Genomic DNA, 11,773 nt, shown 5'->3' with positions numbered 1-11,773 from the left:
GTGATCTCCTAGCTGGGGGGACGGATGCCGGGCTCCACCTGCGTGAGGAGGGCCCGGGAGGCACGGTCTATCATCCCAAGAACCCGGTCGAACATCGCCGCGTCGGTGTAGTACGGGTCGGGTACGTCCCGCAGGTGCGCCTGTGGAGGATCGAACGACAGCAGCAGGTGGATCTTCGCCCGGTCCGCCTCCGTCCGGGCCCACTGGCGCAGCGTCCGCTCCTGGCCGCGGTCGAACACGACGACCAGGTCGAGGTCGGGGAGCGCGTCCGGGTCGAACTGCTTGGCGCGGTGGGCGGCGCCCGACAGCCCGCGCCGCTCGAGCGCCGCCAGCGTCCGCTCGTCCGCCTGCTCGCCCACGTGCCAGTCGCCCGTGCCCGCGCTCGTCACGGACACGCGGTCCGCGTGGCCGGCGCGCTGCACCATGTCCCGGAACACGACCTCCGCCATCGGCGAGCGGCAGATGTTGCCGGTGCAGACGAAGGCGATCCGGAAGACGGGTGGCGCCGTCGGATCCGGAGAGTCGGGGGCTCCCATGCGCTCATTCTGTCGGCTGCGCCCCCTCCCCACATCCCCCGGGACGGCCTCCGTCCCCGGATGCCGGCCCCCACCGCGCCGCGGGCTCCCTCACGGGCACGATGCGGGTCGACGGGCAGAGGGAGGGGACGCGGTGCAGGAGCGGGCGGATGCGGCAGGCGCGGGCGGGGGCGATCCGCTCGTGCCCGTGCCGGGGCACGGCGAGGGAGGGACGCCGGGCCAGCTGCGCGTCGAGGAGCGGGCGCGCGAGCACGCGCTGGCGGCCCTCGCGGATGCGGTGGCGGAGACCGGCCGCGACGTGGCGTCGTGCCGCGACGACCCGTCCTGGACCGGACGCGCGCACGACGCGTTCGCCCGCGCGCTGGACGACCTGGGCGGCCGGATCGCGCTCGCCGCGACCCTGCTCCACGACGCGCGTCCGGCGGCGGGATCCGTGTCCGGATGCCCCGGGATCCGCCCGTGAGCGACGGGACCGCCCCGGGCCTCGCGGTCACCGTCGGGGGCGCCACCACCGTCGTCACGGACGATCTCACGCGCCTCGCCGCGCGACTCGACCATGCGGGAGAGCGCCTCGAGCAGCATGCCGTGGCGCTCGCCCTGCCACCGCTCGCCGTCACGGTCGCGGGCGAGCACGACGTCGGCCTCGACGTGCCGCGCGACCTCCTCTCCGCCGCTGCCCACGACGCGCGGGCCCTCGCCGTCGACCTGCGACGCGCCGCCGACGAGTACGCGGACGGGGAGCGCGACGTGGACCGGTGCGTCCGGGCCGCGTCGGGCGAGGGAGGCGGCGCGCTCGCCGCGGGCACGCCCGGCGGCGGCCTCCTCGGCGACGTCGCTCGGTTCGCGGGCGACGGGATCCAGGTGCTCGGGCTCGGCGGCATGATCGCGCACCGTCCCGACGGACCGGGGCGGCTGATGCTGCCGGCGGCCGTCCGGGACGTCGTGTCGGACGTCGCGGCCGCGGCCACGCGCCTCGTGCCGCCTGCGGCCGCGCGCGACGAGGACGTCCGGCAGGCGGCCGCGGGCCTCCTGGCCCTGCTCGGCGCCGTCGGCCTCCTGCGGGACGCGCCCGCGTCCGTGCACGCACGACCCGACTCCCTGCGGCCGGCGCCGTCGACCCTCGCCGACCTCGCCGACCGGATCCCCGACCCCGTCCCCGGCGCGCCGCAGATGCGCGTCGAGGAGTACCGCGCACCCGACGGCGGCCGCCGCTTCGTCGCCTACCTCGGCGGGATGCAGACCCTGGACCCGCGCACGGGACGCGAGGAGTTCGGCCCCGCGTCCGCGACCGCCGCCCTCGCGACGGAGGGCGGATCCGCGGTCCGCGCCGCGGAGACCGCGCTCCGCGAGGCGGGCGTCACCGCGGATGACGAGGTGTACGTCGTGGGCTACTCGATGGGCGGGATCCTCGCGCGCTCGGTCGGCGACGACCCGGGCTTCCACGTCACCCACGAGCTCACCTTCGGCTCGCCGCTCGGGCAGCTGCCGCTGCGCCCGGGCACCGACGGCGTGGCGGTGGAGCACACGGACGATCCGGTCCCCGCGCTCGGGGGCATGCGCTCCTCGGACGGTGACGCGGGCGACGACGTCGTGGTGCGCGCACCCGCGTACGGCCTGGCGGCGTCGGCGGCTCCCCTGGACGCCCACGAGCTGTTGACCTACCGCGCGACCGCGGCGGAGATGGACGCCTCGCGCTCGCCGCGGCTCGTCGAGGCGCGCGACGGGCTCCACCGCTTCCTCGACGGGGCGACGCCCGTCGCGTCCCACCTCTACCGGGCGGAGCGCCCGCCCGTCGTGCCGCCGAGCCGCACGCAGGGCACGCGGTGAACGGCGGGTCAGCCCCTCGCGGTCACGGGGCGCAGCACGAGGCCGACGAGCCAGCTGAACACCGCCATGAGCAGCGCGCCGAGCACGCCCCACCAGAAGCCCTCCACCGTGAGGCCGAATCCGAGGGCGTCGGAGATCGCACCCACCAGGAGGAAGAGCAGGCCGTTCACGACGAGCGAGATGAGCCCGAGCGTGAGGATGTAGAGGGGGAACGCCACGATGCGGATCGCGGTGCCGATCACGCCGTTCACGACGCCGAAGATCGCGCCGAGCAGGAGGTAGGTGAGCACGGTCGCCGTGGCGTCGCCCGGTTCGTAGGCGGTCACGACCGTGCCGGAGACGATGAGCGTGGTGAGCCAGAGCGCGACGGCGTTGATCACGACGCGGACGAGGAATCGGGGCATGCGCCGATCCTCGCAGACGGCGCCTCGACCGGCCATGGGCGGCGGGGGCACGGCGGGGCGCCGCCCGTAGAATCGCCCGGTGACCCCCGAACCCGCGCCCCTCGACCCGGCGGCCCCCGTGCGGCTCCGCCCCGCCATCGCGGCCATGGTCGCGTACCGCCAGGGCAAGCCCGCCGGCGAGGACGACTTCAAGCTCTCGAGCAACGAGAACCCGTTCGACCCGCTGCCCTCGGTGCTCGCCCGCATCGACCAGGTCCGCGACGTCAACCGCTACCCGGACGCGGGGGCGACCCTGCTGCGCACCGCGCTCGCCGAGCGCTTCGGCGTCACGGTCGACCACGTGCACGCGGGTGCCGGATCCGTCGCGATCCTCTCGCAGCTCATCACGGCCGCCGCGGGCCCGGGCGACGAGGTCGTCCACGCGTGGCGCTCCTTCGAGGCGTACCCCACGCTCATCACGGTCGCGGGAGCCACGGGCGTCCCCATCCCGAACCTCCCCGACCACTCGCACGACGTCGACGGCATGATCGCGGCCCTCACCGACCGCACGCGCGTCGTCATCGTGTGCACCCCGAACAACCCCACGGGCACGCTCGTGAGCCGGGAGGACCTCGAGCGCCTGCTCGCGGCCGTCCCGCGCGACGTGCTCGTGCTGCTCGACGAGGCCTACGGCGAGTTCGTCGCCCCCGAGCATGCCCTCGACGGCATGCGCCTGCTCGCCGACCACCCGAACCTCGTCGTCCTCCGCACGTTCTCCAAGGCCTACGGGCTCGCGGGACTGCGGATCGGCTACGCGGTGGGGCACCCGCGGATCCTCGACGCGGCCCGCTCGGCGGCCATCCCCCTGTCCGTCACGGGCCACGCGCAGCACGCGGCGCTGGCGTCGCTCGAGCACGAGGACGAGCTCCTGGAGCGCGTCGCCGTGCTCGCCCGCGACCGCGACGAGGCCTGGCGCGCGCTCACCGAGCAGGGCTGGGAGGTCCCGCGCCCGCACGGCAACTTCGTCTGGCTGGCCACGGGTGCCGAGACGGCCGAGGTCGAGGCGCAGCTGGCCGCCGCGGGTCTCGTGGTCCGCGCGTTCGGATCCGAGGGGATCCGCGTCACCGTCGGCGAGCCCGCCTCTGTCCGGAAGCTACTGAACGCGTCGGCGGAGATTGTCCGGGGGCTGCCGGAGGGCCACCCGGCACGCCGGTAGGTTGGGACGATGCCGGAAAGCGATGTGACGGTCCAGCTCCTGACCCCCGCGGGCGAGCTCGCACCGAGCGACTCCGCCGAGGAGTTCCTCCCGTACTTCGAGCGACTCACGGAGGACGACCACAGCGGCTTCCTCCGCGACATGCGCCTCACGCGGGCGTTCGACCTCGAGGCCACGAACCTCCAGCGCCAGGGCCACCTCGGCCTCTGGGCGCCGAGCACCGGCCAGGAGGCGGCGCAGGTCGGATCCGGCCGGGCCACGCGAGCCCAGGACCACGTGTTCCCCGCGTACCGCGAGCACGGCGTCGCGCTGATCCGCGGCATCGACCCCGTCGACATCGTGCGCCTCATGCGCGGCGTCACCCACGGCGGCTGGGACCCCGCGGTCGGCAACTTCCACCTCTACACGCTGGTCATCGGCTCGCAGGCGCTGCACGCCACGGGCTACGCGATGGGCGTCGCCTTCGACGGCGACGTGGCGACGGGCGACCCCGACCGCGACACGGCCGTCATCGCCTACTACGGCGACGGCGCCACCAGCCAGGGCGACGTCAGCGAGGCGTTCGTCTTCGCCGCGAGCTTCCAGACCCCGCAGGTCTTCTTCCTCCAGAACAACCACTGGGCGATCTCGGTCCCCGTCTCCACGCAGTCGCGGACGCCCCTCTACCTCCGCTCCCGCGGCTTCGGCGTGCCCAGCACGCAGGTCGACGGCAACGACGTCTTCGCGAGCTACGCCGTGACGGCCAAGCACCTCGACGACGCGCGGAACGGCCGCGGCCCCTCCTTCATCGAGGCGCTCACGTACCGCGTCGGCGCGCACACCTCGAGCGACGACCCGACGAAGTACCGCACCGACGACGAGCTGCAGGGCTGGGTCGCCAAGGACCCGATCGCCCGCCTCGAGGCGTACCTGCGGGCCCAGGGCGCGCCGCAGTCCCTGTTCGACGGCATCGACGAGGAGGCGCGGGACCTCGCGTCCGACGTCCGCCGCCGCACCATCGAGCTCACCGGCCCGCCGCTGTCGGGCATCTTCGACCACGTCTACTCGGATCCGCACAGCGTCACCGCGGAGCAGCGCGAGTGGCTCGAGCGCTACGAGGCCTCGCTGGGAGGGACCCGATGACCGACACCATCGACCGCGCCGAGGCCGCCCGGCCCGGCGCCGGGACCGGCGCCGCGGACGGCGCCCCCGCGGGCATCGAGAGCATGCCCATGGCGAAGGCCCTCAACGCGGGCCTGCGCCGCGCGCTCGAGGAGGACGACAAGGTCCTGCTCATGGGCGAGGACATCGGCCCGCTCGGCGGCGTCTTCCGCATCACCGAGCACCTGCAGCGCGACTTCGGCGACCGCCGCGTCATCGACACCCCGCTCGCCGAGTCCGGCATCGTCGGCACCGCCATCGGCCTGGCCATGCGCGGCTACCGGCCCGTGTGCGAGATCCAGTTCGACGGCTTCATCTACCCGGCGTTCGACCAGATCACGAGCCAGCTCGCCAAGATCACGAACCGGCACGAGGGCGCCCTCCGCATGCCCGTCGTGATCCGCGTGCCCTACGGCGGCCACATCGGCGCCATCGAGCACCACCAGGAGAGCCCCGAGGCGTACTTCGCGCACACCCCCGGCCTCCGGGTGGTCAGCCCGAGCACCCCGCACGACGCCTACTGGATGATCCAGGAGGCCATCCGGTCGGACGACCCGGTCATGTTCTTCGAGCCCAAGGCCCGCTACCGGCCGAAGGGCGAGGTCGACTTCTCCGCGCCCGGCATCGGCCTGCACGAGAGCCGCGTCGTCCGCTCCGGCACCGACGTCACGCTCGTCGGCCACGGCGCCATGGTCGCGATGCTGCTGCAGGCCGCCGAGCTCGCGGCCGAGGAGGGCACGAGCGTCGAGGTCGTGGACCTGCGCTCGCTCTCGCCCGTCGACTACGGGCCGATCCTCGAGTCCGTCCAGCGCACCGGCCGCCTCGTCGTCGCGCAGGAGGCGCCGGGACACGTGTCCGTCGGCTCCGAGATCGCGGCCACCGTCACCGAGCGCGCGTTCTACTCGCTCGAGGCGCCGGTGATCCGCGTCTCCGGCTTCGACGCCCCGTTCCCGCCCGCGAAGCTCGAGACGCTGTACCTCCCGGATGCCGACCGCATCCTCGAGGCCGTCGACCGCTCGCTCGCCTACTAGACGCCGCCCGCCGCCCGCGCGGCACTAAGAAGAGGACCGCACGATGGCTGATTCCGAGTTCACCCTGCCCGACGTGGGCGAGGGCCTCATCGACGCCGAGATCGTCTCGTGGCGCGTGCAGCCGGGCGACCAGGTGGCGCTCAACCAGGTGATCGTCGAGATCGAGACGGCGAAGTCGCTCGTCGAGCTGCCGAGCCCGTTCGCGGGCACGGTCTCCGGGCTGCTCGTGCAGGAGGGCCAGACCGTCGAGGTGGGCACTCCGATCATCGCGATCGCGCAGGGGACCCCGGGCCTGTCCGGCCCGGCCGAGACGCCCGCGCAGATGGCGCTGCCGAACGAGACGGTGATCGAGGACGACACGGCCATCGAGAGCCGCGAGCCCGTCGCGCCGCCCGCGCCCGCCGCCGAGGAGACCTCGGGCGCCGTGCTCGTGGGCTACGGCACGGTCGGCAAGGTCGCGAGCCGTCGGCGCCGCGCCGAGCAGGGCGATGCGGCCCCCGCCGCCGCGCGACCCGCGACCCGCCCCGGCGCGTCGGCCGGCGCCCCCGCCGCACGGGCCCCGCGCCCCGCGTCGGTGCCCGCCGCGTCGGCCTCGCCGATCATCGCGAAGCCCCCCATCCGCAAGCTCGCGAAGGACCTCGAGGTCGACCTCGCCGAGGTGGAGGCCACGGGCCTCGTCGGCGAGATCACGCGCGAGGACGTCATCCGCACCGCCCAGCAGGCGAGCGTGTTCAAGAACATCGAGACGCCCGAGTGGCCGGACGCGCGCGAGGACCGGATCCCCGTCAAGGGCGTCCGCAAGGTGATCGCCGCCGCCATGGTGCAGAGCGCGTTCCAGGCGCCGCACGTCAGCCTCTTCGTGGACGTCGACGCGACCCGCACGATGGAATTCGTCAAGCGCCTCAAGTCCTCCACCGACTTCGCGGGCGTCAAGGTCTCGCCGCTGCTCATCATGGCGAAGGCGATGATCTGGGCCGTGCGCCGGAACCCCACGGTCAACTCCTCGTGGACCGACCAGGAGATCATCGTCCGCCACTACGTGAACCTGGGGGTCGCCGCCGCGACGCCGCGCGGCCTCGTGGTGCCGAACGTCAAGGAGGCGCAGGCCATGTCGCTCCTCGAGCTCGCCCGCGCGCTGGAGCAGCTCACGCTCACGGCCCGCGACGGGAGGACGAGCCCGGCCGACATGAGCCAGGGCACGATCACGATCACGAACATCGGCGTCTTCGGCATGGACACGGGCACGCCGATCCTCAACCCGGGCGAGGTCGCCATCGTCGCCCTCGGCACCATCAAGCAGAAGCCCTGGGTCGTCGACGGCGAGGTCCGCCCGCGCTTCGTCACGACCATCGGCGCGAGCTTCGACCACCGCGTGGTCGACGGCGACGTGGCGAGCCGCTTCCTGGCGGACGTGGCGAGCATCATCGAGGAGCCGGCGCTGCTGCTGGAGTGACGCGGGCCGGCGACTCATCCCCAGCCGTGCCCTATTGGTACTGACAACCGTTCTCAGTACCGTATCGTCGGATCCATGAACCGTCGCCCCCTCACCGCCCTGCTCGCCGTCTCGCTCCTCGCCGTCCCCCTCGCGGGCTGCGCCTCCGGATCCGCCGCCCCGTCCGACGGCGCATCGGCATCCGCCGACGGCACGGTCGAGGTCGTCGCCTCGACCGACGTCTACGGCGACATCGCGAAGCAGATCGGCGGCGACGACGTGAAGGTGACGTCGATCATCGACAGCCCGGACAAGGACCCGCACGAGTACCAGGCCACCTCGCGCGACCAGCTGGCGCTCTCCACCGCCGACGTCGTGATCCAGAACGGCGGCGGCTACGACGACTTCATCGACACGATGGTGAAGGCCCTGCCGGACGCGGGGAGCCACGTCCTCCTCAACGCCTCGGACATCTCGGGCTACGACCAGGAGCCCGCCGAGGGCGAGTTCAACGAGCACATGTGGTACGACGTGCCCACGATGAAGAAGCTGGCCGCGGAGATCGCGCAGGCGCTCGCGAAGGCCGACTCCGCGGGCTCCTCGACCTTCGAGGCCAACGAGGAGGCGTTCACCGCGAAGCTCGACGGCATCGCGTCCGCCGAGGTCGACGCCAAGGCGGCCGGCACCGGCAAGGGCGTCGCCATCACCGAGCCCGTGCCGCTGTACCTCACGGACGCGATGGGCCTCGAGAACCGCACGCCGGACGAGTTCAGCGAGGCCATCGAGGAGGGCACCGACGTGCCCGCCGACGTGCTCGCCGAGACCCTCGCCCTGTTCTCAGAGAAGCAGGTCGCCGCGCTCGTCTACAACGCGCAGACCACGGGCACCACGACCGACCAGGTCGTCGACGCCGCGAAGGCCGCCGGCATCCCGGTGGTCCCCGTCACCGAGACGCTCCCCGCCGACCTGCCCGCGGGCAGCGGGTACGTTGAGTGGATGACCGAGAACGTCGACGCCGTGGCCTCCGCGATCCGGGGATCGTGACCGGCGCACCCGTCCTGAGCCTCCGGGACGCGACGCTCTCGTTCGGCGCGCGCACCCTCTGGAGCGGACTCGACCTCGACGTGGCGCCCGGCGAGTTCGTCGCGGTCCTCGGCCCGAACGGATCCGGCAAGACCAGCTTCCTGAAGTCCGTCCTCGGCGCCCAGCGCCTCACGTCGGGGGACATGCGCTTCCTCGGCGAGCCGGTGCGCCGCGGTGCGCGGCGCATCGGCTACATCCCGCAGCAGAAGCTGATCACCGCGTCCACGCCCGTGCGCGCCCGCGACCTCGTCGGCTTCGGCGTCACCGGCCACCGCTGGGGGCTGCCCGTCGGCCGCCGGGCGGAGCGAGCGCGGGTCGACGAGCTGCTCGACGCGGTCGGCGCGACGGCCTACGCCGACGCGCCCGTCGCGACCCTCTCCGGCGGCGAGCAGCAGCGGTTGCGGGTGGCCCAGGCCCTCGCGTCGGATCCGCGGCTCCTCCTCTGCGACGAGCCCCTGCTCAGCCTCGACCTCGGCCACCAGCGCGTGGTCAGCGAGCTCATCGACCGCCACCGCCGCGAGACCGACGCCGCCGTGGTCTTCGTGACCCACGACGTCAACCCGGTGCTCGACATGGTCGACCGCGTCCTCTACCTCGTGGGCGGGCGGTTCCGCATCGGCACGCCCGACGAGGTGCTCGACTCCGAGGTCCTCAGCTCGCTCTACGGCACGCCCGTCGACGTGGTGCGCGTCCGCGGCCGCGTGGTCGTCGTGGGCGCCACCGACGACCCGCACGGCCACCACTCGCACGACGACGAGGACCACGACGCGCACGGCGACCACGGGCCGCACGGCGTGCACGCGGTCGCCCCGCGCGCCGGCTCCACCGACGGGAGGGCCGCGTGATCCACCTGCTCGCGGACGCGGGCGACGTCTGGTCGCGCCTGTTCGACTTCTCCGACTACGGCGCGCTCGTCGCGCTGCTGCGGAACAGCATCATCGCGGGCGCCGTGCTCGGCATCGTGGGCGGCCTCATCGGCGTGTTCGTGATGACGCGCGACCTCGCCTTCGCGGTCCACGGCGTGAGCGAGCTCTCGTTCGCGGGTGCGGCGGCGGCCCTGCTGCTCGGCGTGAACGTCGTCGGCGGATCCCTCGTCGGGTCGCTCATCGCGGCCATCGCCATCGGCGTGCTCGGCACCCGGGCGAAGGACCGCAACTCGATCATCGCCGTGATCATGCCGTTCGGCCTGGGCCTCGGGATCCTCTTCCTCGCCCTGTACGACGGGCGCGCCAGCAACAAGTTCGGCCTGCTCACGGGGCAGATCGTGTCGGTCGACAACCCGCAGCTCGGCTACCTCGTCGCCATCGGGGCCGTGGTCATCCTCGGCCTCGCCCTCGTCTGGCGGCCGCTCATGTTCGCGAGCGTCGACCCCGACGTGGCGGCCGCGCGCGGCGTCCCCGTGCGCCTGCTCTCGATCGTGTTCATGGTCCTGCTCGGGCTCGGCACGGCGGTCTCCATCCAGATCGTCGGCGCGCTGCTGGTGCTCTCGATCCTCGTGACCCCGGCCGCGGCGGCCATGCGCGTCTCGTCGACGCCGCGGGTGGTCGTCTCCCTCAGCGTGCTGTTCGCGCTGGCGAGCATCGTCGGCGGGATCATGCTCGCGCTCGGCAGCAGCATCCCCATCAGCCCGTACGTCACCACCATCTCGTTCACCATCTACCTGGTGTGCCGCGGCATCGACGCCCTCCGGGCGCGCAGCGGCACGTCGGGCGGGACGCGTACCCTGTCGGGGCGGGGAGGATCGCCCGCCGGGAGGGCACGGGCATGAAGCGGAACACGTGGCAGCGGGAGGCCGTCCGGCAGGCGCTGGACGCATCGGCCGACTTCGTGAGCGCGCAGCGGCTGCACGCGCGGCTGCACGACGCCGGATCCCCCATCGGCCTGGCCACGGTCTACCGCGCGCTCGGCGACCTCGCGGCGGAGGGTGACGCCGACTCGCTCCAGTCGCCCGACGGCGAAGCGCTCTACCGCACCTGCGACACGGGCGGCCACCACCACCACCTCATCTGCCGCGTCTGCGGCAAGACGGTGGAGATCGCGGCCGACGAGGTCGAGTCGTGGGCGCACGACGTCGCCGCGCGCAACGGCTTCACGGCGCCGACCCACGTGGTCGACGTCTTCGGCCTCTGCGCCGAGTGCACGCGCCGGGCGGCCGACGCGGCGTCCGAGAGCGCATCCGCGAGCCCGTCCGGGTCGCCCGCATCCGCATGATCCCGGGCCTCCGGCTTGCGCCCGGGCGTGTCGTCGCGTAGCCTCGATCCCTGGCCGAGCGGCTCATCCGCTCGCATGTGCGCCCGACCCCCTCTCTCGAGATCCGGGGACGGGCGTGCCGACAAGAAATCTTGGGTAGGGCGGTCTCGCCCTACGGTACCTACGGAGGAAACCATGGCAGCAACCTGCCAGGTGACCGGCGCCGTCCCCGGCTTCGGACACAACATCTCGCACTCGCACCGGCGCACCAAGCGCCGCTTCGACCCGAACGTGCAGAAGAAGACGTACTACGTCCCCTCGCTGCGTCGCAACGTCAAGCTCACGCTCTCCGCGAAGGGCATCAAGGTCATCGACGCCCGCGGCATCGAGTCCGTCGTCAAGGACATCCTCGCTCGTGGGGTGAAGATCTAATGGCCAAGCAGCAGGACGTCCGTCCGATCATCAAGCTCCGCTCGACGGCCGGCACCGGGTACACGTACGTGACCCGCAAGAACCGCCGCAACAACCCCGACCGCCTCGTGCTGAAGAAGTACGACCCGGTCGTCCGCAAGCACGTCGACTTCCGCGAGGAGCGCTAACCATGGCCAAGAAGAGCAAGATCGCCCGCAACGAGCAGCGCAAGGTCATCGTCGAGCGGTACGCCGCGAAGCGCCTCGAGCTGAAGAAGGCCCTCGTGGACCCGAACGGCACCGACGAGAGCCGCGAGGCGGCCCGCGCCGGCATCCAGCGCCTCCCGCGCGACGCCTCGCCCGTCCGCGTCCGCCAGCGCGACGGCATCGACGGTCGCCCCCGCGGCAACCTGTCGAAGTTCGGCATCTCCCGCGTCCGCTTCCGGGACATGGCCCACCGCGGCGAGCTTCCGGGCATCACGAAGTCGAGCTGGTAGGTTCCAAGCGGCCGTACGGCCGTACGGA

At 73.2% G+C, this 11,773-nt stretch carries 15 protein-coding genes; 13 read left to right on the top strand and 2 right to left on the bottom strand.

Annotation, left to right across the window (positions count from 1 at the left end):
• Positions 1-8: 8 nt before the first annotated feature.
• Positions 9-536: a low molecular weight protein-tyrosine-phosphatase gene (locus tag ACT7CP_RS15105; RefSeq protein ID WP_413961807.1), complete on the bottom strand. Its 528-nt coding sequence runs from the start codon at positions 534-536 to the stop codon at positions 9-11.
• 187 nt (positions 537-723) lie between these two features.
• On the opposite strand from ACT7CP_RS15105, the gene ACT7CP_RS15100 reads away from it, so the two are divergent.
• Complete coding sequence (locus ACT7CP_RS15100) at positions 724-999, top strand: hypothetical protein (protein WP_445442828.1); 276 nt, start codon at positions 724-726, stop codon at positions 997-999.
• Positions 996-2,363 carry an alpha/beta hydrolase family protein gene (locus ACT7CP_RS15095; RefSeq protein WP_445442827.1) on the top strand — a complete coding sequence of 456 codons (1,368 nt, stop codon included), beginning with the start codon at positions 996-998 and terminating at the stop codon, positions 2,361-2,363. Before ACT7CP_RS15100 ends, ACT7CP_RS15095 begins: the two co-directional genes overlap by 4 nt.
• A gap of 8 nt (positions 2,364-2,371) precedes the next feature.
• Here the strand turns inward: ACT7CP_RS15095 and ACT7CP_RS15090 are convergent, their stop codons facing one another.
• On the bottom strand, positions 2,372-2,767 hold the full coding sequence (locus ACT7CP_RS15090) for a phage holin family protein (protein ID WP_445442826.1): 396 nt from the start codon (positions 2,765-2,767) through the stop codon (positions 2,372-2,374).
• A 79-nt stretch (positions 2,768-2,846) separates the two neighbouring features.
• On the opposite strand from ACT7CP_RS15090, the gene ACT7CP_RS15085 reads away from it, so the two are divergent.
• The 11 genes from ACT7CP_RS15085 to rpsN all read left to right on the top strand — a co-directional run bounded on the left by ACT7CP_RS15085 (position 2,847) and on the right by rpsN (position 11,745).
• Entirely contained in the window at positions 2,847-3,962 is a 1,116-nt protein-coding gene (locus tag ACT7CP_RS15085) for a pyridoxal phosphate-dependent aminotransferase (RefSeq protein WP_413961803.1), read from the top strand.
• Positions 3,963-3,971: 9 nt separating this feature from the next.
• Positions 3,972-5,084, top strand: a complete 1,113-nt coding sequence (locus ACT7CP_RS15080; protein ID WP_445442825.1) for a thiamine pyrophosphate-dependent dehydrogenase E1 component subunit alpha — start codon at positions 3,972-3,974, stop codon at positions 5,082-5,084.
• Positions 5,085-5,167: 83 nt separating this feature from the next.
• A complete protein-coding gene (locus ACT7CP_RS15075) occupies positions 5,168-6,133 on the top strand; it encodes an alpha-ketoacid dehydrogenase subunit beta (RefSeq protein WP_413962582.1) in 966 nt (321 codons plus the stop codon).
• Positions 6,134-6,176: 43 nt separating this feature from the next.
• Positions 6,177-7,586, top strand: a complete 1,410-nt coding sequence (locus tag ACT7CP_RS15070) for a dihydrolipoamide acetyltransferase family protein (RefSeq protein ID WP_445442824.1) — start codon at positions 6,177-6,179, stop codon at positions 7,584-7,586.
• Positions 7,587-7,661: 75 nt separating this feature from the next.
• Positions 7,662-8,609: a metal ABC transporter substrate-binding protein gene (locus ACT7CP_RS15065; RefSeq protein ID WP_445442823.1), complete on the top strand. Its 948-nt coding sequence runs from the start codon at positions 7,662-7,664 to the stop codon at positions 8,607-8,609.
• Positions 8,606-9,493 (top strand): metal ABC transporter ATP-binding protein, encoded by an 888-nt coding sequence (locus ACT7CP_RS15060; RefSeq protein ID WP_445442822.1) that lies wholly within the window; start codon positions 8,606-8,608, stop codon positions 9,491-9,493. The genes ACT7CP_RS15065 and ACT7CP_RS15060 overlap by 4 nt, the downstream gene beginning before the upstream one ends.
• Complete coding sequence (locus ACT7CP_RS15055; protein WP_445442821.1) at positions 9,490-10,416, top strand: metal ABC transporter permease; 927 nt, start codon at positions 9,490-9,492, stop codon at positions 10,414-10,416. Before ACT7CP_RS15060 ends, ACT7CP_RS15055 begins: the two co-directional genes overlap by 4 nt.
• Positions 10,413-10,859, top strand: a complete 447-nt coding sequence (locus tag ACT7CP_RS15050) for a Fur family transcriptional regulator (protein ID WP_445442820.1) — start codon at positions 10,413-10,415, stop codon at positions 10,857-10,859. The genes ACT7CP_RS15055 and ACT7CP_RS15050 overlap by 4 nt, the downstream gene beginning before the upstream one ends.
• 174 nt (positions 10,860-11,033) lie before the next feature.
• Positions 11,034-11,270, top strand: a complete 237-nt coding sequence (gene rpmB, locus ACT7CP_RS15045) for a 50S ribosomal protein L28 (RefSeq protein WP_012039624.1) — start codon at positions 11,034-11,036, stop codon at positions 11,268-11,270.
• The gene (gene rpmG, locus ACT7CP_RS15040) at positions 11,270-11,437 is read left to right on the top strand and encodes a 50S ribosomal protein L33 (protein ID WP_011187086.1); all 168 of its coding nucleotides are present in this window, start codon (positions 11,270-11,272) and stop codon (positions 11,435-11,437) included. Before rpmB ends, rpmG begins: the two co-directional genes overlap by 1 nt.
• Before the next feature lie 2 nt (positions 11,438-11,439).
• A complete protein-coding gene (rpsN, locus tag ACT7CP_RS15035) occupies positions 11,440-11,745 on the top strand; it encodes a 30S ribosomal protein S14 (RefSeq protein ID WP_015491493.1) in 306 nt (101 codons plus the stop codon).
• Positions 11,746-11,773 lie beyond the last annotated feature (28 nt).

Source organism: Clavibacter rahimiani (genome assembly GCF_052654495.1).
The sequence above is the reverse complement of the archived record's forward strand: the minus strand, read 5'-3'. Positions and strand labels throughout refer to the sequence as shown.

Excerpts from the sequence above, each read along its gene's own strand:
- ACT7CP_RS15105 (WP_413961807.1), bottom strand. The coding sequence starts at position 536 with ATGGGAGCCCCCGACTCTCCGGATCCGACGGCGCCACCCGTCTTCCGG.
- ACT7CP_RS15070 (WP_445442824.1), top strand. The coding sequence starts at position 6,177 with ATGGCTGATTCCGAGTTCACCCTGCCCGACGTGGGCGAGGGCCTCATC.
- rpmB (WP_012039624.1), top strand. The coding sequence starts at position 11,034 with ATGGCAGCAACCTGCCAGGTGACCGGCGCCGTCCCCGGCTTCGGACAC.
- ACT7CP_RS15075 (WP_413962582.1), top strand. The coding sequence starts at position 5,168 with ATGCCCATGGCGAAGGCCCTCAACGCGGGCCTGCGCCGCGCGCTCGAG.
- ACT7CP_RS15065 (WP_445442823.1), top strand. The coding sequence starts at position 7,662 with ATGAACCGTCGCCCCCTCACCGCCCTGCTCGCCGTCTCGCTCCTCGCC.
- rpsN (WP_015491493.1), top strand. The coding sequence starts at position 11,440 with ATGGCCAAGAAGAGCAAGATCGCCCGCAACGAGCAGCGCAAGGTCATC.
- ACT7CP_RS15090 (WP_445442826.1), bottom strand. The coding sequence starts at position 2,767 with ATGCCCCGATTCCTCGTCCGCGTCGTGATCAACGCCGTCGCGCTCTGG.
- rpmG (WP_011187086.1), top strand. The coding sequence starts at position 11,270 with ATGGCCAAGCAGCAGGACGTCCGTCCGATCATCAAGCTCCGCTCGACG.
- ACT7CP_RS15050 (WP_445442820.1), top strand. The coding sequence starts at position 10,413 with ATGAAGCGGAACACGTGGCAGCGGGAGGCCGTCCGGCAGGCGCTGGAC.
- ACT7CP_RS15080 (WP_445442825.1), top strand. The coding sequence starts at position 3,972 with ATGCCGGAAAGCGATGTGACGGTCCAGCTCCTGACCCCCGCGGGCGAG.